Annotated in this window: 23 protein-coding genes, 5 tRNA genes, 2 rRNA genes, 4 pseudogenes, 1 CRISPR repeat array and 1 other annotated feature (1 of these 36 only partly in view); of the genes and pseudogenes, 29 read left to right on the plus strand and 5 right to left on the minus strand. The window is 35.9% G+C overall.

Going from position 1 to position 22,139, the window contains the following annotated elements; translation table 11 throughout:
• From PWK10_RS15805 to PWK10_RS15895, 20 genes and pseudogenes are all read left to right on the plus strand, one after another.
• A 23S ribosomal RNA gene (locus PWK10_RS15805) occupies positions 1–1,299 on the plus strand (it extends 1,579 nt beyond the left edge of the window).
• Positions 1,300–1,313: 14 nt separating this feature from the next.
• Positions 1,314–1,430, plus strand: a 5S ribosomal RNA gene (gene rrf, locus PWK10_RS15810).
• A gap of 29 nt (positions 1,431–1,459) precedes the next feature.
• Positions 1,460–1,536 (plus strand) — tRNA-Asp (locus PWK10_RS15815).
• Positions 1,537–1,539: 3 nt separating this feature from the next.
• A tRNA-Thr gene (locus tag PWK10_RS15820) sits at positions 1,540–1,615 on the plus strand.
• A 45-nt stretch (positions 1,616–1,660) separates the two neighbouring features.
• A complete protein-coding gene (locus PWK10_RS15825; protein ID WP_274766693.1) occupies positions 1,661–2,143 on the plus strand; it encodes an HD domain-containing protein in 483 nt (160 codons plus the stop codon).
• A gap of 59 nt (positions 2,144–2,202) precedes the next feature.
• The gene (locus PWK10_RS15830) at positions 2,203–2,892 is read left to right on the plus strand and encodes a response regulator transcription factor (protein WP_008908113.1); all 690 of its coding nucleotides are present in this window, start codon (positions 2,203–2,205) and stop codon (positions 2,890–2,892) included.
• Positions 2,867–3,196: a hypothetical protein gene (locus PWK10_RS15835; protein ID WP_274766694.1), complete on the plus strand. Its 330-nt coding sequence runs from the start codon at positions 2,867–2,869 to the stop codon at positions 3,194–3,196. Before PWK10_RS15830 ends, PWK10_RS15835 begins: the two co-directional genes overlap by 26 nt.
• Positions 3,197–3,309: 113 nt before the next feature.
• On the plus strand, positions 3,310–3,576 hold the full coding sequence (locus PWK10_RS15840; RefSeq protein WP_274766695.1) for a hypothetical protein: 267 nt from the start codon (positions 3,310–3,312) through the stop codon (positions 3,574–3,576).
• A gap of 37 nt (positions 3,577–3,613) precedes the next feature.
• Positions 3,614–3,850 (plus strand): histidine kinase dimerization/phospho-acceptor domain-containing protein, encoded by a 237-nt coding sequence (locus PWK10_RS15845; protein ID WP_342455817.1) that lies wholly within the window; start codon positions 3,614–3,616, stop codon positions 3,848–3,850.
• Between the two features lie 50 nt (positions 3,851–3,900).
• Entirely contained in the window at positions 3,901–4,218 is a 318-nt protein-coding gene (locus tag PWK10_RS15850) for a sensor histidine kinase (RefSeq protein ID WP_274766697.1), read from the plus strand.
• 114 nt (positions 4,219–4,332) lie between these two features.
• Positions 4,333–5,013 (plus strand): GerMN domain-containing protein, encoded by a 681-nt coding sequence (locus tag PWK10_RS15855; protein ID WP_274766698.1) that lies wholly within the window; start codon positions 4,333–4,335, stop codon positions 5,011–5,013.
• 81 nt (positions 5,014–5,094) lie between these two features.
• The gene (locus PWK10_RS15860) at positions 5,095–5,595 is read left to right on the plus strand and encodes a transcription repressor NadR (RefSeq protein ID WP_274766699.1); all 501 of its coding nucleotides are present in this window, start codon (positions 5,095–5,097) and stop codon (positions 5,593–5,595) included.
• A gap of 17 nt (positions 5,596–5,612) precedes the next feature.
• Positions 5,613–7,821, plus strand: a pseudogene (locus PWK10_RS15865) (UPF0182 family protein).
• On the plus strand, positions 7,782–8,021 hold the full coding sequence (locus PWK10_RS19035; protein ID WP_342455558.1) for a hypothetical protein: 240 nt from the start codon (positions 7,782–7,784) through the stop codon (positions 8,019–8,021). The pseudogene PWK10_RS15865 and the gene PWK10_RS19035 overlap by 40 nt, the downstream one beginning before the upstream one ends.
• Positions 8,022–8,041: 20 nt before the next feature.
• Positions 8,042–8,263 (plus strand): hypothetical protein, encoded by a 222-nt coding sequence (locus PWK10_RS15870; RefSeq protein ID WP_274766700.1) that lies wholly within the window; start codon positions 8,042–8,044, stop codon positions 8,261–8,263.
• Between the two features lie 64 nt (positions 8,264–8,327).
• Positions 8,328–9,430 (plus strand): annotated as a pseudogene (locus PWK10_RS15875) (aminopeptidase).
• A 35-nt stretch (positions 9,431–9,465) separates the two neighbouring features.
• Positions 9,466–9,664, plus strand: a binding site (T-box leader).
• A gap of 44 nt (positions 9,665–9,708) precedes the next feature.
• Entirely contained in the window at positions 9,709–10,989 is a 1,281-nt protein-coding gene (serS, locus tag PWK10_RS15880) for a serine--tRNA ligase (protein ID WP_274766701.1), read from the plus strand.
• 243 nt (positions 10,990–11,232) lie between these two features.
• Positions 11,233–11,323: transfer RNA gene (locus PWK10_RS15885), tRNA-Ser, on the plus strand.
• A gap of 15 nt (positions 11,324–11,338) precedes the next feature.
• Positions 11,339–11,427: transfer RNA gene (locus tag PWK10_RS15890), tRNA-Ser, on the plus strand.
• Between the two features lie 35 nt (positions 11,428–11,462).
• Positions 11,463–11,539: transfer RNA gene (locus PWK10_RS15895), tRNA-Arg, on the plus strand.
• 148 nt (positions 11,540–11,687) lie between these two features.
• On the opposite strand, the gene PWK10_RS15900 is transcribed toward PWK10_RS15895, so the two are convergent.
• The gene (locus tag PWK10_RS15900; RefSeq protein ID WP_274766702.1) at positions 11,688–11,975 is read right to left on the minus strand and encodes a hypothetical protein; all 288 of its coding nucleotides are present in this window, start codon (positions 11,973–11,975) and stop codon (positions 11,688–11,690) included.
• A 424-nt stretch (positions 11,976–12,399) separates the two neighbouring features.
• Between PWK10_RS15900 and PWK10_RS15905 the strand changes: the two genes are divergently transcribed.
• From PWK10_RS15905 to PWK10_RS15930, 6 genes are all read left to right on the plus strand, one after another.
• A complete protein-coding gene (locus tag PWK10_RS15905) occupies positions 12,400–12,504 on the plus strand; it encodes a TipAS antibiotic-recognition domain-containing protein (protein ID WP_446715391.1) in 105 nt (34 codons plus the stop codon).
• Positions 12,505–12,871: 367 nt separating this feature from the next.
• Positions 12,872–13,215: direct repeats of the CRISPR family, unit length 37 nt; unit sequence GTAGAAATGACCTTGACCTGATTGAAGGGATTATCAC.
• Positions 13,216–13,218: 3 nt separating this feature from the next.
• Positions 13,219–13,743, plus strand: a complete 525-nt coding sequence (locus tag PWK10_RS15910; protein ID WP_008908700.1) for a DIP1984 family protein — start codon at positions 13,219–13,221, stop codon at positions 13,741–13,743.
• Positions 13,744–14,074: 331 nt separating this feature from the next.
• On the plus strand, positions 14,075–14,803 hold the full coding sequence (locus PWK10_RS15915; protein WP_274766703.1) for a M48 family metallopeptidase: 729 nt from the start codon (positions 14,075–14,077) through the stop codon (positions 14,801–14,803).
• Between the two features lie 128 nt (positions 14,804–14,931).
• Positions 14,932–15,129 (plus strand): hypothetical protein, encoded by a 198-nt coding sequence (locus tag PWK10_RS15920; RefSeq protein ID WP_274766704.1) that lies wholly within the window; start codon positions 14,932–14,934, stop codon positions 15,127–15,129.
• Between the two features lie 50 nt (positions 15,130–15,179).
• Entirely contained in the window at positions 15,180–15,557 is a 378-nt protein-coding gene (locus tag PWK10_RS15925) for a lecithin retinol acyltransferase family protein (RefSeq protein WP_274768328.1), read from the plus strand.
• 15 nt (positions 15,558–15,572) lie between these two features.
• Positions 15,573–16,289, plus strand: coding sequence for a rhomboid family intramembrane serine protease (locus PWK10_RS15930; RefSeq protein ID WP_274766705.1), 717 nt, complete (start codon positions 15,573–15,575; stop codon positions 16,287–16,289).
• 81 nt (positions 16,290–16,370) lie between these two features.
• Here the strand turns inward: PWK10_RS15930 and PWK10_RS15935 are convergent, their stop codons facing one another.
• Positions 16,371–16,508 carry a zinc-ribbon domain-containing protein gene (locus PWK10_RS15935; RefSeq protein ID WP_274768329.1) on the minus strand — a complete coding sequence of 46 codons (138 nt, stop codon included), beginning with the start codon at positions 16,506–16,508 and terminating at the stop codon, positions 16,371–16,373.
• A gap of 194 nt (positions 16,509–16,702) precedes the next feature.
• Here PWK10_RS15935 and PWK10_RS15940 point away from each other — a divergent pair, with 194 nt between their 5' ends.
• From PWK10_RS15940 to PWK10_RS15950, 3 genes and pseudogenes are all read left to right on the plus strand, one after another.
• Positions 16,703–16,858: a hypothetical protein gene (locus tag PWK10_RS15940; RefSeq protein ID WP_274766706.1), complete on the plus strand. Its 156-nt coding sequence runs from the start codon at positions 16,703–16,705 to the stop codon at positions 16,856–16,858.
• Complete coding sequence (locus PWK10_RS15945; RefSeq protein ID WP_274766707.1) at positions 16,831–18,093, plus strand: magnesium transporter; 1,263 nt, start codon at positions 16,831–16,833, stop codon at positions 18,091–18,093. Before PWK10_RS15940 ends, PWK10_RS15945 begins: the two co-directional genes overlap by 28 nt.
• A gap of 9 nt (positions 18,094–18,102) precedes the next feature.
• A pseudogene (locus PWK10_RS15950) lies at positions 18,103–19,348 on the plus strand (Nramp family divalent metal transporter).
• A 48-nt stretch (positions 19,349–19,396) separates the two neighbouring features.
• Here PWK10_RS15950 and PWK10_RS15955 read toward each other — a convergent pair.
• From PWK10_RS15955 to PWK10_RS15965, 3 genes and pseudogenes are all read right to left on the minus strand, one after another.
• On the minus strand, positions 19,397–19,951 hold the full coding sequence (locus PWK10_RS15955) for a carbohydrate binding domain-containing protein (protein ID WP_342455818.1): 555 nt from the start codon (positions 19,949–19,951) through the stop codon (positions 19,397–19,399).
• Positions 19,945–20,283, minus strand: coding sequence for a carbohydrate-binding protein (locus PWK10_RS15960; RefSeq protein WP_274768331.1), 339 nt, complete (start codon positions 20,281–20,283; stop codon positions 19,945–19,947). Before PWK10_RS15960 ends, PWK10_RS15955 begins: the two co-directional genes overlap by 7 nt.
• Positions 20,284–20,367: 84 nt before the next feature.
• Positions 20,368–21,909: pseudogene (locus tag PWK10_RS15965) on the minus strand (carbohydrate binding domain-containing protein); the annotation flags it as partial.
• Between the last annotated feature and the right edge of the window lie 230 nt (positions 21,910–22,139).

Below are 22,139 nucleotides of genomic sequence, written 5' to 3' on the forward strand. Positions count from 1 at the left end.
CACTGCCGAGAAAAGCCTCTATCGAGGATGCAGGTGCCCGTACCGCAAACCGACACAGGTAGGCGAGGAGAGAATCCTAAGGCGAGCGAGAGAACCCTCGTTAAGGAACTCGGCAAATTGACCCCGTAACTTCGGGAGAAGGGGTGCCTGCGAGAGCAGGCCGCAGAGAATAGGCCCAGGCGACTGCTTAGCAAAAACACAGGTCTCTGCTAAGTCGAAAGACGAAGTATAGGGGCTGACGCCTGCCCGGTGCTGGAAGGTTAAGGGGAAGGGTGAGAGCTCTGAACCGAAGCCCCAGTAAACGGCGGCCGTAACTATAACGGGTCCTAAGGTAGCGAAATTCCTTGTCGGGTAAGTTCCGACCCGCACGAATGGCGTAACGACCTGGGCGCTGTCTCAACGAGGGGCTCGGCGAAATTGTAGTGCAAGTGAAGATGCTTGCTACCCGCGATTGGACGGAAAGACCCCGTAGAGCTTTACTGTAGCTTAGCATTGGGTTTTGGTATTGTCTGTACAGGATAGGTGGGAGGCTAAGAAGTAGGGTCGCCAGGTCCTACGGAGCCGACGTTGGGATACCACCCTGATGATACTGAAGCCCTAACCGGAGGCTTTGAAGCAAGTCACGGGACATTGCTAGGTGGGCAGTTTGACTGGGGCGGTCGCCTCCTAAAAGGTAACGGAGGCGCCCAAAGGTTCCCTCAGCGCGGTTGGAAATCGCGCGGAGAGTGCAAAGGCAGAAGGGAGCTTGACTGAGAGAGAGACATCTCGAACAGGGACGAAAGTCGGGCTTAGTGATCCGGTGGTTCTGAGTGGAAGGGCCATCGCTCAACGGATAAAAGCTACCTCGGGGATAACAGGCTGATCTCCCCAAGAGTCCACATCGACGGGGAGGTTTGGCACCTCGATGTCGGCTCGTCGCATCCTGGGGCTGAAGTAGGTCCCAAGGGTTGGGCTGTTCGCCCATTAAAGCGGCACGCGAGCTGGGTTCAGAACGTCGTGAGACAGCTCGGTCCCTATCCGTCGCGGGCGTAGGAAATTTGAGGGGAGCTGTCCTTAGCATGAGAGGACCGGGATGGACGAACCTCTGGTGCACCAGTTGTCATGCCAATGGCACAGCTGGGTAGCCAAGTTCGGAAGGGATAAGCGCTGAAGGCATCTAAGCGCGAAGCCCACCCCAAGATGAGATTTCCCACGCGGAAGCGGTAAGACCCCTGGAAGACTACCAGGTAGATAGGCCAGAGGTGTAAGCGTCGTAAGGCGTTTAGCTGACTGGTACTAATAGGTCGAGGGCTTGATCTTATTGTGCAGTGAAATCCGGTGGTAATGGAGGTAGGGAAACACCCGTTCCCATTCCGAACACGAAGGTTAAGCCTACCTACGCCGATGGTACTAGGCTGGAGACGGCCTGGGAGAGTAGGTGACTGCCGGGTAAGTGCCAGGCACTTAAGTTTAAGATTTTGGCCCAGTAGCTCAGTTGGTTAGAGTGCCGGCCTGTCACGCCGGAGGTCGAGGGTTCGAGCCCCTTCTGGGTCGCCATATGCCGGCTTAGCTCAATCGGTAGAGCAACTGACTTGTAATCAGTAGGTTGTAGGTTCAAGTCCTATAGCCGGCTCCATAAAGGCAAGGAGAAATCCTTGCCTTTTTTCATAGGGGTGATTTTATGCTTTATAGGGTAAAACAGTTTTTAAGGGCCATAACGGCAAAATTAACTGAAGATGATTACAGGTTTATTAATTTTTATTTAAATGAAAGGGAAAGGCAGCTTTTCTATAGCTTAAGTAAATCTGAGCAGTATCACAGCATTAATGTGGCACGATGTGTTTTAGAAACCTCCATAAAGGAAGGATGTTATGATATTATTCTTATTAAAGCAGCTCTACTGCATGACATAGGAAAGATAGATAGCGGCCTTAATCCTATAACGAAATCTATTATGGTTATTTTAGATAAGATATTTTCACAAAAGCTTAAAATGCTAAAAAGGATTAAATTCATAAGGGCTTATTATGACCATCCTAAAATTGCCCTTGACTATCTTGGAAATAAGAAGAACTATCTTGCTTTTCTTATTGAAAATCATCATAATTATAATATAAATGATAGAAAACTTAAATTATTGCAGAGGGCTGACTGCAAAAATTAGAATATTTTTAATTTGACAAAAAATGTTATAATATATTGAAAGAGAATAGGGGGATTTGATTGAACTATAGAATTTTACTAATCGATGATGAAGAAAATATCGTAAAGGGTATAAAATATAATCTTGAGAACGAGGGATATAGCGTTGATGTTGCCTTCGATGGAGAAGCTGCCCTTAGGATGATATCAGAAAATATATATAATTTAGTAATTCTCGATATAATGCTTCCCCATTTTGATGGACTTCATGTATTAAAACGTATAAGGGATAGATCTACAGCAATTCCAATATTGATGCTCACGGCAAAGGGATATGATGAGGATAAGGTGAAGGCCTTTGAACTTGGAGCTGACGATTATTTAACAAAGCCCTTTAGCATTACTGAACTTAAGGCAAGGGTAAAGGCTCTTTTAAGAAGAGCTTATGAAACGTCAAATACAAAGATAGATATTATAAAAAGTGGAGATATAATGATAGATGTTGCTTCAAGGAAGGTCAGCATAGCTGGAAAATTAGTTGACCTCACTGCAAAGGAATATGATATATTATTTTTGCTTGTTACAAATCCTAAGAAGATCTATAGCAGAGATACCCTCCTTGAAATAATATGGGGATATGATTATATTGGTGATTCTAGAACTGTTGATGTCCATGTAAGAAGATTAAGGGAAAAAATAGAAAAGGATCCTGCTAATCCTCAGTATATTTTGACAAAATGGGGAGTTGGTTATTATTATAGTGGAGAATAATCTACGATATAGGCTTATCTTGTCTTATTTTTCAATCATATTTTTACTTGTTTTTCTTATAAATGTATCTATATATTATATCCTTCAGAAGTTTTACATCGATTCCAAGAAAAATGACGTTTTATTTGCTGCAAAAACAAGCCTCGATTATATCGATGTTTATAACAATAAAGTAGATTTAGAAAAACTAAAGGAAATACAAAGGGATGTATATTCTAGGATAGTAATTGTTTTAAACGGTAAGGTTGTTTATGATGATTTTAACAAGATATTGCCGTTAAGTGATCTGTTCAAAAAGAAATAGTAACCAAACAGTTAAATATCTATGGGGAAAAATACTATATTCTTTCATATCCTATAATGCTTTATAATAATCATATTGGGAATATAGTATTTATAAATCCCATGAAATGGGCGTTGCAAAGAATTAAATATATAGAAAGCCAAATAATTGTAATTTCAATTTTGGTTTTAGTTTTAGCATTTTTATATAGTCTATATATATCAAAAAGCATAACAAGACCATTAGATGAATTTGTATTTGAAATTGAAAAATCAAAGGACAATTTGGTTTTAGACGAGATAAATATAGATGGCTATAAAGAGATTAAAAGATTATGTGAAGCCTTTAATAACATGAATAAAAGAATTATAGAATTAGATAAAAAAGAAGACAATTTGTAGCAGATGCCTCCCATGAATTAAAATCTCCCTTGCAGGGATAAAGGTTTTAGTAGAATCACTGCAACAGGGGGCGATGGAGGATAAAAATATACGAGATGAATTTTTAAACAGTATTAATAATGAAATAGATAGACTATCAAACCTTGTTAATGGACTTTTAGAACTTGCACAAATTGAAAATTCTGATGAACTTAGAATGAGTAGCCTAGATATAAAGGAACTTATAAAGGATGTTGTAAAGAGCTTAAATCCAATTGCAAAAATAAAAATATAACTATAAATGTAGAGGGCGAAGGCATAATAACCTATGTAAATAGGGATAATATGTTTAGGGCAATTTACAATATAATCGAAAACGCCATAAAATATTCCTTTGAAGATTCTAAAATCGATATTTTAATTAAAAAGGACGAACAAATAAAAATAACTATAAAAGATTATGGGATGGGAATACCTGAGTGTGATCTTCCATATATATTTGACAGATTTTACAGAGTCGACAAAACAAGGGCGAGAAAAACAGGTGGGGCAGGCCTTGGGCTTTCTATTGCAAAGCATATCATAAAACTTCATAAGGGGGACATAGAAGTTAAAAGCAAAGTGGGGGAAGGAACTGCTTTTATAATTAAACTGCCTATTTAATGGAGGGACTAATATGAAAAGGATACTTGCCACTTTGCTTTGTTTTTTATTACTTTTAGGATGTAAAAAACAGGAGGTAAAGGTAGAAGATATCACGATAGAACAAAAAAGCAGATGGTAAATATTATTTTATTCTTTTCAGATCAGCAGGGGAAATATTTAGTTCCTGAGGAGAGGAAGGTTGCCTTTGATACTTCCCTTGAAAGAACCATTTTAAAGGAGCTTATTAAAGGTTCTAACAAAGGATACAAAAACACTATTTCTCAAGGTACAAAGATAATATCGCTAACCAAGAAGGATGATACTCTTATTGTGAATTTATCTAAAGAATTTATTAAAAACCATCCAGGCGGGGCGGATAACGAAAGGATGACGATTTTTTCCATAGTAAATTCTTTAACAGAAATACCTGGGATTAGAAAGGTTAAAATAGAGGTTGGAGGAAAAACATATAATACATTGAAGGGAAATGTTGCGATAAATGTTCCACTATCTAGAAACCGTAACCTTTTTAATAGAGATAAAAAGAGCCCACCTAATGAAATATTAAAAAGACAGATGACTTTAGAAAAACAAGGAAGATGGCTTGACGCTTATCTTTTAATGTCGGATGATGAGAATAATACCTATAGAAAATATTATGATGATTATGTTAAGGAAATGGAGGAGACAAAATCCTTAGGCTTTTTACAGGCGGACTTTGTTGTAGGAGGATATACTCTAGATCCTTCAAAGAAAAAGGCGAGGGTTAAGGTTAATTTCTATGAGACAGATGCATCAGGCAAAAAGTATTAGGAAAGGATTTATACTTTACATGCGTTAATATTGACGGTGCATGGATGGTAGATTGGTTAACTGCTCAATAGGAGGGATCAAATGAAGGGGGATGAAAGAAAGCTTGAGATTTTGAACCTTTTAAAGGAATCTAAAAATCCAATCAAGGGGGCTTATCTTGCGGAAAGGTTTGGCGTTACAAGGCAAGTTATAGTTCAGGATATTGCTCTTTTAAAAGCCCAAGGCCACAACATAGTATCAACGCCCCAAGGATATATATTCTTAGGAGGAAATGAAAGCTATTCAAGGGTAATCGCCGTAAAGCATGGACCTAAGGATATAGAGGAGGAACTAAAGACCATAATTAAGCTTGGTGGTAAAGTGATAGACGTTACTATAGAACACAAGGTTTATGGTGAAATCACAGGAAAATTAATGCTAAAATCCCTTTACGATGTTGAAAAATTTATTGAAAGGCTAAGGGAAAGTTCTGACATGCCCCTTTCTAATCTGACAGGAGGGGTGCATCTTCACACCATCGAAGCGGACTCTGAAGAAAACCTTGAGAGGATAGTAAAGGAATTAGATAAAAGGGATTTTTAATCGATTAGGGGTATTATATGAAAGGTTTTATTGGAAAGCTTCTAATAATCATTGTTATTTTGTTAATTTTAATTTCATCCATCTCTGGCTTTTTAGTGGACATCCAGTGGTTTAAGGAGGTTGGATACTTAAACGTATTTTTACATCCTTTAAGGCAAAGCTTTTAATATTTATTCCTTCCTTTTTTGTTTTTCTAATTGCAATATATTTCTACGCAAAATTTCTTGCTAAAAACTACCTAGAAATAGGCGGAATGGTTTACGACAAGGCAGAAATAAGGAAAAGAAATAAAATTATATTCTACATCTCTTTAGCTATAACGCTTATAATTTCATTTATATTTACCTCGGCCTTTTGGTATAGGATTTTGGAATATGTAAATGGAGAAAATTTTAATATTAATGATCCTATTTTCAATAAGGACATAGGATTTTTGTATTTAAGCTTCCGTTAATTCAAGCCATATTGAGCTTTTTGATTACTGTTGTATTGGTCCTTGCGATTATTTCCTTCATATTTTACGCCTTTGAAAGGGCAAAGGATGGCTTAAGCCTTATTGGGTTTAACTTTAGGCAAAACCCAAAATCCAGATTCTTTGGAAGACAGCTTGCTTATTTTGCCGCTTTGTTCTTAATCCTTTTATCCGGCGTATTTTATATTAGGGCATTAAATTTAGTTTATTCCCCAAGGGGAGTTGCCTTTGGAGCAAGCTATACTGATGTTCATGTAACATTACCTTTATTAAGAGTTTTAATCATACTGTGCATTATTTCTTCATTTATTATATTTTTCTCCATACTAAGGGGAAGGATTAAACCTATTATCTATACTGCAGCCTTTATAGTTTTATTTATAGCCTTTGAAGGTATAGCTTCCTTTATAGTAGAAAAAATAATAGTAGCGCCTAACGCAAGGGAAAAGGAAATGCCCTATTTAGAGCACAACATCCAATACACAAGAAGGGCCTTTGGACTTGAAAATATAAAGGAAATAGATTTTGATGTAAAAAACGATTTAACTTCAAAGGATATAATAGAAAACAAGAACACAATTGATAATATAAGGGTTACGGAATTTTCCCAATCTTTAGAGGTATTTAACCAAATTCAATCAATTAGAAACTATTATAGGTTTAACGATGTGGATATAGATAGATATATAATTGATGGAAGGTTAAGACAAGTGTTTATATCTGCAAGGGAACTTGATAATTCCCTAAGGGATCCTAAATTCCAAACATGGCAGAATAGAAGATTGTTCTACACCCACGGCTATGGAGCAGTTATGTCCTACACTAATGCTGTAACTCAAACCGGCCTTCCCCAGTTTATAGTAAAGGATATACCAATGTCGGGCAGATTCAATGTTGCAAAACCTCAGATTTACTTTGGGGAGATAAACAACGATTATATAATAATAAATGCTAAAAATAACGAGATAGATTACCCTTATGGAAGCGGAGAAAAGGAAACAAGGTATGATGGAAAGGCTGGAATTAAGCTTAATCCATTAAATAGGCTTTTATTTACCCTAGCCTATGGGGATTTTAATATTATATTATCTAACAACATAACCTCTGATTCAAGGATAATCCTGCATAGGGATATTGTAAAAAGGGTAAGAAAGATTGCACCATTTTTAAACTATGATGAGGATCCATACCTTGTAATGGCAGGGGACAGGTTCTATTGGATTATAGATGCCTATACAGTTACAAATAGATTCCCCTATTCCGAACCCTATTACGGAATAAACTACATCAGAAACTCAGTAAAGGTTGTTGTTGATGCTTATGATGGAAGGGTTGACTTTTATCTTACAGATAAAAACGATCCTATAGCTTTAACGATAGGGAATATATATAAGGGTATCTTTAAAGATATAAAGGATATGCCTGAGGATCTTAAAAAGCATTTAAGATACTCAGAAGATGTATTTTTAATTCAATCAACAGTTTATGAAAAATATCACATGAAAAACCCAATATCTTTTTACAACAGCGAGGATCTATGGTCTATTGCAAGGTATAAAAATCCCGACGGAAGCGAAAGACAGGTTGAGGCGGTTTATCAGGTTATGAAAATATTTGACGATGAGGAGTTTTTACTTACGATTCCATATACCGTTGCTAAAAAGGAAAACATGGTTTCATGGCTTGCAGCAAGGATGGATAAAAATTTAGGGAAATGGTTCTTATTAGATTCCCGAAGGAAAAGGCAATATTAGGACCTCAACAGTTTAATTCAAGGATAAATACCGATATACAAATATCAAGCCTTATAACCCTTTTAAATCAGCAGGGCTCCAGCGTAATATTAGGCGAAACTAATATAATACCTGTTAAAAATTCCCTTCTCTATGTAAGGCCGCTATACCTTAAAGCCCAGGGTGGAAAGAGCCTGCCTGAACTTAAAAGGTCATTGTAAACTATGGAGATTCTATAGTTATGGAGGACAACATAGGTCTTGCCATCCAAAAACTATTTGCAGCACAAGTTCCAACAACACCTGTAGAGGAGGAAGAAGATATTAAGACCCTCATTTTAAGGGCAGATGGCACCTACAAGAATGCAATAGAAGCCCAAAGGCAGGGGGACTGGGCTGGATATGGAAGGTATATAAAGGAATTAGAAAACATCCTAACTAAACTAAAGGAAAAATCAAAGTGATATTGTAAATTTATGGTTCTATGGTATAATTTCCATAGAACCATTTTTGATTGGGGGTTTAAAGATGGATCCAAGACTTTTAAAACTTTCTGATGTTTTATTGACCTATTCGTTAAAGATTAAAAAGGGAGATAAGCTTTTAATTTCAGGAGGGGAATCCACATTACCTTTAATTAAGGCGATATATAAAAGGGCAATAGAGCTAGGTGCGTATCCTCAGATTGATATAGGTGTTGAAGACTTAACTGAAATACTTTTAAAATATGGTTCGGAGGATCAAATTACATATACACCCGAATCTCTAAAAAGAGCCTTTGAAACGGTAGATGCTGTTTTAACTATTTGGGGAGATAAAAATACAAGATTTTTAACTAATGTAGATGCTTCAAGGATGAAGTTAAGATCAAGGGGAAGAAGAGAGCTTATGGAAATATTCCATGAAAGGATGGCAAAGGGAGAGTTAAGATGGTGTGGAACTCAGTTCCCAACCCATGCAAATGCGCAGGAAGCCTCCATGTCCCTTTCAGAATATGAGGATTTTGTATATGGTGCAGGATTTATAGACGAAGATGATCCCGTTGCAAAATGGATGAATATAAGGGATGAGCAGCAGAAAATATGCGACTTTTTAAATACAAAAGAAACCTTAAGAATTGTTTCTAAGGATACCGACATTACAATGAGCATAAAGGGCAGAAAATGGATAAATTGCTGTGGTGAGGAGAACTTCCCAGATGGGGAAGTATTTACAAGCCCTATAGAGGATAGCGTGAATGGACATATAAGGTTTAGTTTCCCTGGAATATATGCAGGAAGAGAAATCGAGGATATATATCTTGAATTTAAGGATGGAAAGGTTGTAAATGCAAAGGCAGCAAAGGGAGAGGATCTTCTTTTAGAGCTTCTTGAAACCGATGAGGGTGCAAAATTCCTTGGTGAGGTTGCGGTAGGAACAAACTACGGAATTCAAAAATTTACAAAAATATGCTATTTGATGAAAAGATAGGCGGAACAGTTCACCTTGCCATTGGAAGGGGCTTCCCGGAAGCCGGCGGACAAAATGTATCTTCAATCCACTGGGATATGCTCTGTGATATGAAGGAAGAAGGCAAAATCTTTGCAGATGGAGAGCTTATATACGAAAAAGGTCAATTTTTAATAAAATAATTTAGTTGCATTTTTGAAAATATTGATATAATATATTAAAACCGGTGATGGAGAATAGTAGATAAGGTTTAAACTCAAGAGAGCCGGTGGTTGGTGTGAACCGGTGTTTAGCCTTATTGAATCCACTCCAGAGGGTTTGCGAAGAGCAAAACGGATGTGGCCGTTATACCACAAAGAGAGGACCTTATGGTCAATTAGGGTGGCACCGCGAAAGTATAGCCTTTCGTCCCTTTGGGGATGGAAGGCTTTTTATTATATAAAAACAAGGAGGGAAGAAAATGTTAGATATTAAAAGAATAAGAACAAACCCAGAGGAAGTTAAGGAAGCACTAAAGATTAGGGGAGAGGCCTTCACCCTTGATATGATAGACAAAGTTGTGGAGCTTGATGAAAGAAGAAGAGAGATTCTTGTCGAGGTGGAGGCATTAAAAAACAAAAAGAATACAGATTCGCAGGAGATTGCAAAATTAAAAAGAGAGGGTAAAAACGCAGAACACCTTGTTGCTGAAATGAAGGAGCTTTCTGATAAGATTAAGGAGCTGGATGATGAACTTGCAAAGGTTGAGGAGGAGATTGAATATCTTCTTCTTAGAATTCCAAATATCCCAAATAAAGATGTTCCAAAGGGAGATACTGACGAGGATAATGTTGAGGTTAGAAGATGGGGTGAACCAAGAAAGTTTGAATTTGAACCAAAGGCCCACTGGGATATCGGAGTGAACCTTGGAATACTTGATTTTGAGACGGCATCAAAGGTTACAGGAGCAAGATTTACATTCTATAAAGGGCTTGGTGCAAGGCTTGAAAGAGCTTTAATTAACTTTTTCCTCGATCTTCATACAGAAAAACACGGATATACAGAGGTTTTCCCACCATTTATGGTGAATAGAAAGAGCATGACAGGAACAGGACAGCTTCCAAAGTTTGAAGAGGATGCCTTTAAGGTTTCTGATTTTGACTACTTCTTAATTCCAACTGCAGAAGTTCCTGTTACAAATATGCACATGAATGAAGTATTAGACGGTTCAAAACTTCCTTTAAAATATGCTGCATATTCTGCATGTTTTAGATCAGAGGCAGGTTCAGCAGGAAGGGATACAAGGGGACTTATAAGACAGCATCAATTTAACAAGGTGGAGCTTGTTAAATTTGCTGATCCAGAAAAGAGCTATGAAGAGCTTGAAAGTCTAACAAGGGATGCAGAGGAAGTTCTGCAGCTTCTTGGACTTCCGTATAGAGTTGTATTAATCTGTTCGGGTGACTTAGGATTTACAGCAGCTAAAAAGTATGATATAGAGGTTTGGATGCCAAGCTACGGAAGATATGTAGAAATTTCAAGCTGCTCAAACTTTGAAGACTTCCAAGCAAGAAGAGCTAACATAAGATTTAAGAGGGATCCAAAATCAAAACCAGAATACGTTCATACATTAAACGGTTCTGGAGTTGCAGTAGGCAGAACAGTTGCAGCAATACTTGAAAACTATCAACAAGAGGATGGTTCAGTTATCGTTCCAGAAATATTAAGACCATACATGGGTGGAATAGATATAATAAAGTAGGCTCAAGAGCCTACTTTATTATTGAGTGCCAGGCACTTGACATTTTGACTTTTTGATATTTCCATATACTTACAAAACACATTTACATTTTTACAAATAATTACTTCTTGAAAAATGCCTATTTAGACTGTATACTATCTATTGTGACTTGAGGTGTGGCACATTAAAAATAATTTAATAAAAGATATAAAAAATATGTTGACATAAGTGAATGTAGCTGCTATAATAATTAATGTCCGACACGGAGAGGTGGTCGAGCTGGTTTAAGGCACCGGTCTTGAAAACCGGCGTGGGGGTAACTCCACCGTGGGTTCGAATCCCACCCTCTCCGCCATATTTTATATATTGTGGAGAAGTACTCAAGCTGGCCGAAGAGGCGCCCCTGCTAAGGGCGTAGGTCGGGAAACCGACGCGCGGGTTCAAATCCCGCCTTCTCCGCTAAAGCCGCACAGAGTGCGGCTTTTGATTAATATGCGCCCGTAGCTCAGCTGGATAGAGTAGCTGACTACGAATCAGTTGGTCGGGGGTTCGAGTCCCTCCGGGCGCACCAAAACCCTGCAAGCTTTATGCTTGTAGGGTTTTTACTAGTGCCAGGCACTTAAGTTTAAGATTTTGTCTCTATATTAATAGTAAGGGTGGGCAATTATCTAAATGCCCACCCTTGTTAAGTTATTTAAGTAAATAACAAAATTTATTTTTTATTTTGCTATCTTTAGCTTAGTTATTTCATTCCAGTTTTTAGATGTTACATATTCGATAGCGTTAATATCATCTCTAATGTTATCAAGTTTTTCTTTAACCTCGGTTTTAAATTCTGTAAGGTCGGCCACTTGGTCAAATATAGCGTTAACTTTATTGTTTATATTTTTAATATTGCCTTTTACTTCTATGATGTCGTTTTTTATCTCTAAAATGTCGGCTTTAATAGGTTCAAGTTTTTTATCAAGCAGTTCTTCAATTGCAGCCAAAAGATTTTGATTATCCATATAAAAACACCTCCGGAAGTGATATAAATATTATAACACAAAGGGTAAAGGACATAAATAATCACTTAGACTTTTTATTTTTATTATATACTTCAAACAGATGATTAATTTTCATAGCTGCAGCTTTTTTAACTTCCGGTAAAACATGAGAATATATGTAATTCCTCTATTGCTGCGGGTGGTAATAGAATAATCCTAATGCCGGAGCTTTTAGGTTTTTTAAATATTATAATAGTATTTTTCTTTATTTATGATGTTAAGTATATTTATTATAGTTTTAGGTGATAAACCTTCTTTTAGTTTTTCATTCATTAATGCAAATAACGTCTAAGGGGGGAATAAGCTTCACATGACAGCTTGTTAGCTTTTAAATGATTATTGATTACTGTTAAATTGAAATATTTAGAGGATTAGGAAGCTTTGCATTACAGATGAGCGCTTTACACAAAACATAGATAATGTAAAACCTGGCCTTGCAGGATTTATGAGTAAGGTAATTAAGGTGTATTGTGATAGGGTAAAGAAGTAATTAGTCTTTTATTAGGAGAAAAGATTTGTTTTATGTGAAATATATTTTAAAAAAATAGTCCTGAACTACTTTTTAGTTTGGGGCTATTTATTTTTAATAAGAAAAATAATTAATAAAATAGAAGGATTTTGAATATTTTGGTAGAATTAATATTATAGAAAAATAAATCAAAAACCCCTAAAATGTTTTTATACATAGGGGTTTTTTGAAAACCTCTACATCGCAGAAAAATCAAAGCTTGAGAGGCAATTTTTTTAACATACAATCTGTGTATAAAACTTATTTTAACAGCTAAAAAAGCGATTTTAAATAGGTTTTCAAAAACCACATTCTCAGGCTAGATTTTTCAATGCCTCCCGAGGGTGCCGTAGAAATGACCTTGACCTGATTGAAGGGATTATCACGCTACTGTAATCGGCCTCAGACCAGAGGTCTATATTAGAGTAGAAATGACCTTGACCTGATTGAAGGGATTATCACATATTTAGGTCCTTCTTCATCACCGCCTGGGAATACGGGCGCGTAGAAATGACCTTGACCTGATTGAAGGGATTATCACAGGAATATTCTTTACGTCCTTTAGCAATGTTACACAAAGTAGAAATGACCTTGACCTGATTGAAGGGATTATCACACAAGATGCTGATAAACTCATATTTTTACACCTTCTTTCAGTAGAAATGACCTTGACCTGATTGAAGGGATTACTATTGCATGAGAAATAAGAAAGGAGGGATTTTTACGAATCTTAATGAAGCAAGGCTGCTTTTAGATAGGTATAATAATGACTTGGCAACATTATATTCTGAGCTTAAAAATAATGTTGTAATTCAAAAAATTAAAGAATTGAATGGGACAGAAGAAGTATTGAGCAACACAAAGAGTTTTGTTGAAATTTATACTAAAATAGTTGAATTAATCAATAATATAAACAAGTTATCTTCAGAAATAAATAAAGCTAATAATGAAATTGAATGCATGCCAGGGGTTACAATTCAAAATGCGCTATCCTCTTTAAAATCTCTTAGAACTTTGCGTTCTAATTTGTCGGCAATATATACATGCAACAGCTTTAAACAAAGAAAATCAGACGTAAATGGTAGTTCTTACTATTTAATTCAAGAATTAAATTTTGATAAAGAATGGCTCCAAAAAGAAATAAATAGAATAAGTGAAGAGATAGATAAATATGAAGCTGCAATATTAAAGGCTAATAATGAAGCTCAGATTGAATTTTGATGTTAACGGTGCACAGCTTCAAATATATACTGCTTACATTCTGTAGGCAGATATATATTTTGAATAGGTATAGTTATGCGATTTAGTTTTTTAGCACAACTAACAATTTACATGTTATACTTCATTTTCTTAATATTACATTTTACATTTACAGGTTATATTTTGTGTTTTTTAATTAATTATTTTTCATAACCACCTCAAGTTGTGCACTGTTAATCATATCATACATGTGTTCTGCGGGCGGCATATGTATGATTAACTTTAGCCCGCAATTTTATATTTTCAACTTATAGTTAAAGTTTTAAAATATCAATATAGAAAGGACATTGACATGCCACATATAATCTACAATGGACAAAGGATTGATTATAAAGTATCTAAAAAGGGAAAAAAGATGATAACTATTAGAGTAAATGAAAAAGGGGAGGTTATTGTAACTGCTCCTCCTGTTGCAGATGATGATTTTATTCGTATGTTTGTTGAAAAGGGTGCAAATTTAATTTTAGAAAAGTTAAAGGAGCTTGGGAAAAATAAAAAGGATGAAAAGAAGAAAGAATTTAAAACGGGGAAAAGGCTGCCCTTTTTAGGAAGTGAACTTACTCTAAAGGTTATTGTGGATGATGTGGATAAAATAAGAGCATATAAAAAGGATTGTGAATTAATCGTTTGTGTTCCTAAGCTTTTAGATAAAACTGAAAGACAGCAGCATATTAATGATATAATCATAAAATGGTATAAAGAACAGGCAAAGAAAATATTTAAGATAAGGCTTGATTATTACAGCCGAAAATATGGATTTGAATATAAAAGGATGGCTGTAAAGGAACAAAGGACAAGATGGGGAAGCTGCTCAACTAAGGGGAATATAAACTTAAATTGGAGGCTTTTGTTTGCACCGATCGATGTTATAGATCATGTAATAATTCATGAGCTTTGTCATCTAAAACATCACAATCACTCAAAATCCTTTTGGAATGAAATAAAATCTATAGATCCCGATTACGAAAGTAAAAAGAAGTGGCTGAAGGAAAATGAAAAGTTGATATTTTCAATAATTTAGGGTAGGAGAAATCCTACCCTATTATTTTAAAATAAATATTTATAATGTTTACATTAATTGCTATAATATGTTTATAAAATTTTTATAGGAGGATATAAAGATGGGGGTTTTTTAAGGATTTGTTTGATTTGGATGCATATGATTTAGAAGACGCTTTTAGAGATTTGTTTGGTCCGCGTAAAAGAACAATATTAGATGATTTCAATGAAGTTGTAATTGAACCTATAAGAGAAGAGTTGAATGATATTAAAGAAGAAATAAAAAGTAGCAATCAAAGGGTAAAAATGAATTTAAGAAAAAGTGTAAGGAAATTTCCCCAGAATTAGGTGAAGCTGTAGAAAAACTTGACAGGACAGCAATTACAATACGTAATCATATTGAAGCAAGTTCCTCTAGATCTGCAAAATATTTAAGAAAAAGAGTTAAGTCTATAAATCAACTAAAAGAGGGAGACCATTTATTTGTTGATGGGAAAATAGGTCCTGATATATATACCCACCATGGCTTATATGTAGGTGATGGTTATGTAATTCACTATGATAATGGGCTTGTGTGTGAAGTAACATATGAAGAATTTGCTAGTGGTAGAAAAGTATATGTATTAGATAGCCCTATTATATATTCAAGGGAAACCGTTGTTTATAGGGCTAGGATGAGATTGGGTGAAAACAAGTATGATTTATTTTTTAACAATTGTGAGCATTTTGTAAGATGGTGTAGAGGAAGCGATGAATGGGAAATAAATAGAGATTAATTAGGAGGCAATTTTATGATACCATTAAGAGATGCAAATCCCAGCAGAAAAAAACCAGTGGTTACCTTTCTTATTATATTTGTCAATCTAGTAATATTTATTTTTGAAACTTCTATGCCGCATTATCTTTTAGAGGATTTTTTAAAGGTGTTCGGCTTTATTCCTTTAATGCTAACTAAGTCCCTTTTGGGAGTTTTGAGTGGCAATATAGAGATTTATATCTTGCCTATATTTACAAGCATGTTTCTGCACGGAAGCTGGACTCATCTTATTAGCAACATGTGGGCCCTTTGGCTATTTGGTGATAATGTTGAGGATAGGATGGGGCATTTTAAGTTTTTAATCTTTTATCTAATAAGCGGTTTTATCGCAGCACTTGTTCATTATTTATTTAATTTTAACTCGCCGGTTGTGACTATTGGAGCCTCGGGTGCCATTGCCGGAGTTATGGGAGCTTATTTTATAATGTTCCCCTTTGCAAGGATAACAACTTTAATTCCGCTACTTTGGATTCCATTTTTCGTAGACATTCCATCTTTTATATATATAGGCCTTTGGTTTATATCCCAAATTTCAAACGGGGTTCTTACGTTGATAGGTCCTTTATATGGAGCAGGCATTGCATGGTGGGCTCATATAGGTGGATTTTTATATGGTGCATATGTGGCACCTAAATATAAAAGAAAAAGATATTATGGTTATATGAACAACTATTACGGCTTTTTCAGTTGAATTTTTTAGATTTCTATAGTAGAATATTAATGCATAAAAAAGTAGCCTTTTGGCTACTTTTTATCTTGAAAAGTTTCTTTTTCAAGCTTTTGCTCTTCTACATTCTGGGCATCTTTTTGGTTCGTTTTCGAATCCCTTTTCTTTGTAGAATTCTTGTTCTCCTTGTGTGAAGATGAATTCCTTACCACAATCTTTGCAAATTAAGTTCTTATCCATAATTCTCATTCCTCCTGGGAAAATAATTTGATTCAAAGACCCTACGCCCATTCCCAAAGAGGAATGCTAGTGACCTTTGAATACTATATAACTATAACATATTATTATATAAATAGCAAGCATTATTTTAAATTATTTGTAGAATAATTTTTCACAAAGCAGTATAATGATAATGGGGTTACATAGAAGGAGGTGGTATGATGGAGGGTGGCCCTTATCCTGGTATTATTTATAATTTAATAGAAACAATAAATGGTAGGGGAACTACTGCTTCATCCATACTGCCTTATGTAGTTCTCCTGCCAAAAGGGGAGGAGGACGAGTTATGGAAAGGGTTAAAGGATGCTTTGTAAGCTATATTTTAAACGCACCAGTTTACGACCAAAACGATATTTACCTTGGTAAAGTTATTGATATTATTGTAACATCCGATGAGCATCTGCCACAGGTTGAGGGAATAAAGCTTAAAAATAGAAACAATGTAAAGGAAATCGCTTTTAAGAGCTTAAATATTTTCAAAGACAACAAAGGATACAAGGTCATTGTTGAAAACTATTATGAATACAAAAGGGAAAAGAATTACTACTCCCTATCAAACGATATTTTGGATAAGCAGATTGTAGATATTAATGGGAAGAGGGTTGTAAGGGTTAACGACCTAAGGCTTGCTGAAATAGGAGATGGATATAAGGTTGTGGCGGTTGATATAGGCTTTAGAGGTCTTTTAAGAAGGCTTGGAGTGTTAGAACCTTGTGAGTTTGTGCTTTCAAAGTTTGGCAGAAGGCTCAGCAACAACCTAATCATTTGGGATAACGTTGAACCAATTCAAGGTCAGATAGACAGAATAACCTTATCTATGCCCTATAAAAAGCTAAAATCCCTGCACCCCGCTGATATTGCAGATATTTTGGAGGAACTTGATGCAAGATATAGAAGCGATATATTTAAAACCTTCGATGCAAGGCTTGCTGCAAATACCCTTGAAGAGTTTGAGGATGAATATCAAACAGATCTTGTTGAAAACATCGATGCAAGCTATGCAAAGGAGATATTCGACAACATGCCTAACGATGAGATTGCAGATATTCTAGAGGATGTAGACGAAGAGCATGTTGAAAAGATACTTGAAAAGATGGATAAAGAGGATGCAGAGGAGATAAAAGAGCTTCTTGATTATGACGAAGATACCGTAGGAAGCATAATGACCACTGACTACATTGCCTTTAATGAAAATGAGACGGTGGATGGAGTTATAAGAAACCTTAGGGAGACAAAGCCAAGTTCAGAAATTGCCTATTATCTTTATGTTATAGACGATGCTGGAAGGCTTGTTGGCGTGGTATCTTTAAGAGATCTTATAGTAGCAGATGGGGATGCAAAGCTAAAGGATATCATGAGAAAGAATGTAATTTATGTATTAGATGAGGATAACCTTGATGATCTTACGGAGCTTGTTACAAAATATGAGCTTCTTGCAGTTCCTGTTGTTGATAAGGATAGGGTCCTAGTTGGTATGGCAATTCTTAACGATATAGTTGACGAAGTTCTTCTGCCAAGGTGGAAGAAAATATTAAGAAGGTCAGCATAGGAGGACATCATGAGGATAAAGAGCAAAAGATTAAAAAATATAATTTTCATTTTAAGCGTTATAGGACCTGGCCTTATCACAGTTAATGCAGGAAATGACGCCGGAGGAATTGCAACCTATGCAGCGGTAGGAGCTCATTTTGGCTACAAAATGCTATGGGGATTATTGCTTATTACCTTCAGCCTTGCGGTAATTCAAGAGATGAATGCAAGAATGGCTGTTGTAACAGGAAAGGGATTAGCTGACCTTATAAGGGAGCAGTTTGGTGTAAAGCTTGCCTTTTTGCAATGCTAACCCTTTTCATTGCAAACTTTGGAGTATGCGTTGGAGATTTTGCAGGAATTGCAGCCAGCATGGAGCTGTTTGGGGTAAGTAAATTTATATCCGTTCCCTTAGTTGCAGCCCTTACTTTATTCATCATTACAAGGGGTTCCTATTCTAAGATTGAAAAGGTGTTTTTAGCCTTTACCTTTGTTTTCTTTTCGTATATTATAACCGCATTTATCGTAAAACCGGATTGGAATTATGTATTTAAACAGATGATAACTCCCCAGATAGAGTTTAACAAGGAATTTATCTTAACCTTCATTGGAATGATAGGAACGACAATAACTCCCTATATGCAGTTTTATCTTCAATCTTCAATCGTAGATAAAGGCCTTAGCGTTGAGGATTACAAATATGAAAAGCTTGACGTTTACCTTTCAGCCTTTTGGGGGATTTGGTTTCATTTTTTATAATAGTAACGACAGCAGTGACTTTATACAAAAATGGAATAAGAATAGAAAGTGCAAATGAGGCGGCCCTTGCCTTAAAGCCTTTAGCAGGGCAATATGCTTCAGCTTTGTTTGGACTAGGTCTGTTTGGTGCCTCGGCCCTTGCAATTGCAATAATCCCCCTATCGACTACCTATGCTATATGTGAAGCCTTTGGATTTGAGAGGGGACTTGACAACGACTTTAAAGAAGCACCGATCTTTTATGGAATATTTGCAGGTATGATTATATTAAGCGCTCTAATAGTTTTAATGCCTAAGTTGTCCTTAGTTTCAATAATGCTTGCAACCCAGCAGCTTGCGGGTATATTATCCCCAATAATCCTTATATTTATGGTGCTTTTAACAAATAAAAAGGCTGTAATGGGGAAATATACCAACAGCAGGCTTCAAAATATAATAATTTGGCTTACGGTGGTATTTATAATAGTCCTTTCAATAATAATTTTCCTATCACCAATAATTGAAAAAATCATATAACCCCACGAAGGATCTACCTTGTGGGGTTATATGATTTTTCTTCGAGGTTTATTTATTTTTTATAAGAGTTATATTATCCAGATACACTTCGTGATTACCTATAATATTTGCGTCACCGATTTTGCCAAGGGCAAACACAATGTGGGCAACCTCATCGGTCTCAGAGTTCATGGTAAAAACAAAGTTAAAACGTCGCATTTCAGGGGTTAAAGTAATTGTTTGTGGTCCGAAATATTTTGCATAATCTCCACCATTTCTTTCTATCATGACCTGAATATCTCTTACAACTGACGACCTTGCATCAAAGGAAAGTTCGTAGGTTTCGCCTTTTAGTATGCTCAAATTAGATTGTGCAATTTGGGTTGACCAGAATTGTGGCCCTTCATAATAGATAGTTACTTTCATTTCTCCATTTTCCACTGCAGCAACTGAATAAGCACCATCCCAATCTGCCTTAAAATGTATCCAATATTCACTGCCAAGGTCAAAATTGCCGTTTTTAATTAGATTTGAAGAAGTATCGTCGTTTTCTGAAACAATTCCATATATAAATTTGAAGTAATTAAGATTAAATCCGCCCTTATTAGCATATATCCTTAAAATTTGTTCCCCTCTTGTAGTTCAACAGTAGTTTTTACAGTAGTATAAGTATCCCAACTGCCTGTATATTTTAGGTCTGTTGAGGAAAGTATTCTGCCATTTGATATTATATCTATTTTACCTATTTTATCTGAAAAACCTCCTGAAACCCTAAAAAATACTGTATATATTCCTGACTTTTTAACGTTTATAATGTAATCCATCCAATCCCCATCGTCTATATATCCAACAGTCTCTCCCCCACCAATGTCTGAACAAGGTCCAACCAAAACTCCGAACATCTGATGATAGTTTTCGGCCTCGATGATCGCCTCCTTAGTATCATCTATAACCACTGGTTTAGCTTTTTTCTTTAAGAATATATTATCTAAATAGACATCCTTTGGGTCGTTTCCAAATAGGAATTGAAGAACATAAGGATTATCAGAGCTATCTTCTGTTGAAAATTCAAAACTGTATTTTTCCATTTCTCTAGTTAATGTTAATGATTTTGTAATATATTTATCGTTAGATTTAATGCTTACAATTAATGGCCTTGGTTGGCTGCTCCTTGCGTTAAAGGATAGGATATAAGTTTCATTTGAGGGTAATTTTATTCCTTCCTGATAAAGTCTTATATCATCAGGTGATTTGCCATTATTTTTAATATTTACATAAACCTCACGATTATCAGTTGAAATTATAGCCTTAGCCCTATTAGACACTTCAAATTTCCAGAATCCCAATCTTTCTTTACCTTGATCAAAGGTTCCGTTGTATATATAGTTTCCTGACTTAAGAGGTTCCCTATTTTGGTTAGGGTCGCTGTTTATATTATCAGAGATTTTTATTAATTTTACGTTATCCAAATATACAATTCCATCGTCTTTCCCAATATTAAAATCAAGTCTTGCAAAGGGGTCAGCCTCATTTTTCATTGTGAATTCATACGAATAGTTTTTCATTTCTGTAGTTAAATTAATCACAGTGTCACCAGAGTAGCTAATCCAAGAGCCACCCACCATAGTAACTTTACTTATTATACTTCTTGGTTTTGATGCCTTTGCGTCAAAGGATACCCTATATTTAGCACCTTTTTCTATAAATATTGGTTCTTGGGTAAGCTGAACCGAATAGGTTTCTGATCCAGGATTAAGGATTTCAGCTTTAAAAATACCGTCTTCGATAGAAGGAATAGCTTCTCCGCCGAGTAAAGTGTTAAAGCGCCAGTATGAACTTCCATCAACTCCATCAATTCTATCTACGCCCTCAACATCTTTATCAAATGTTCCATTGTAAATATAATTTCCATCTTCAAGGGTAGGTCTTACAGTATTATAATCGTAGTTAATCTGGGGGTATTCACCTTTGTATTCATATACTCGAACATAGTCTATAACAAAGCTTTTGGGGAAAATGCTATCATCTTTGGGGTTACCAGGAAGGTTACCGCCAACAGCTAAATTGATTTGAAGATAAAAATCCCTATCAAAAGGTGCTGGATAAGTATATGAATCAGCCTCATTAAGATTTCTACTATACCAATGTCTTTGAACTTGATATAGATTACCATCGACATACCATCGGAATTCTCCTGGTAACCATTCAAGCTCAAAGGTGTGGAAGTCATCTGAAAATTTTTTTCCATCAGGTAGGTAGTAGTCTTTACCTGTATATTTCCAAGGATTGCCGTAGTGAAGAGTTCCAAAGACTTTGTTTGGTTCACTTCCTATGTTTTCCATAATATCTATTTCGCCACATGAAGGCCACCCACCATACATATCCATATCAGAAGGCATCATCCAAATTGCAGGCCATAATCCTTGACCTTCTGGAAGTTTAGCTCTTATTTCGAACTTCCCGTAGGTCCATTCACCTTTGCCTTGGGTTGTTAATTTAGCAGATGTATATTTATTTCCACCATAGTCCTCACGTCTTGCTGTAATTATCAATGTTCCGTTTTCAACCCTTGCATTTTCTGGTCTTGACGTGTAGTATTGTAGTTCGTTATTACCAAAACCTCCTCCCCCTCAACAAAATTCCATTTACTTTTATCAATGCTATCACCGCCAAACTCATCGCTCCATACCAGCTTCCAATTAGCATTGATATTTTTGCTTGATGTAGAGTTTTTCGATGCATTCACTCTTATAGAGTAAATTAAAAAAATTATGCAAAGAAGAACTGCAGATGAGGTTATAAGTATTTTTTC

The organism is Caloramator sp. Dgby_cultured_2, from assembly GCF_028872215.1.
GTDB lineage: Bacteria > Bacillota > Clostridia > Clostridiales > Caloramatoraceae > Caloramator > Caloramator australicus.

What these genes read in the sequence shown, in the direction of transcription:
- PWK10_RS15850 (WP_274766697.1), top strand. Translation starts at nt 3,901, where the DNA reads ATGTTTAGGGCAATTTACAATATAATCGAAAACGCCATAAAATATTCC.
- PWK10_RS15915 (WP_274766703.1), top strand. Translation starts at nt 14,075, where the DNA reads ATGCCACATATAATCTACAATGGACAAAGGATTGATTATAAAGTATCT.
- PWK10_RS15910 (WP_008908700.1), top strand. Translation starts at nt 13,219, where the DNA reads ATGAGAAATAAGAAAGGAGGGATTTTTACGAATCTTAATGAAGCAAGG.
- PWK10_RS19035 (WP_342455558.1), top strand. Translation starts at nt 7,782, where the DNA reads ATGGTTCTTATTAGATTCCCGAAGGAAAAGGCAATATTAGGACCTCAA.
- serS (WP_274766701.1), top strand. Translation starts at nt 9,709, where the DNA reads ATGTTAGATATTAAAAGAATAAGAACAAACCCAGAGGAAGTTAAGGAA.
- PWK10_RS15870 (WP_274766700.1), top strand. Translation starts at nt 8,042, where the DNA reads ATGGAGGACAACATAGGTCTTGCCATCCAAAAACTATTTGCAGCACAA.
- PWK10_RS15940 (WP_274766706.1), top strand. Translation starts at nt 16,703, where the DNA reads ATGATGGAGGGTGGCCCTTATCCTGGTATTATTTATAATTTAATAGAA.
- PWK10_RS15860 (WP_274766699.1), top strand. Translation starts at nt 5,095, where the DNA reads ATGAAGGGGGATGAAAGAAAGCTTGAGATTTTGAACCTTTTAAAGGAA.
- PWK10_RS15930 (WP_274766705.1), top strand. Translation starts at nt 15,573, where the DNA reads ATGATACCATTAAGAGATGCAAATCCCAGCAGAAAAAAACCAGTGGTT.
- PWK10_RS15825 (WP_274766693.1), top strand. Translation starts at nt 1,661, where the DNA reads ATGCTTTATAGGGTAAAACAGTTTTTAAGGGCCATAACGGCAAAATTA.
- PWK10_RS15945 (WP_274766707.1), top strand. Translation starts at nt 16,831, where the DNA reads ATGGAAAGGGTTAAAGGATGCTTTGTAAGCTATATTTTAAACGCACCA.
- PWK10_RS15855 (WP_274766698.1), top strand. Translation starts at nt 4,333, where the DNA reads ATGGTAAATATTATTTTATTCTTTTCAGATCAGCAGGGGAAATATTTA.
- PWK10_RS15900 (WP_274766702.1), bottom strand. Translation starts at nt 11,975, where the DNA reads ATGGATAATCAAAATCTTTTGGCTGCAATTGAAGAACTGCTTGATAAA.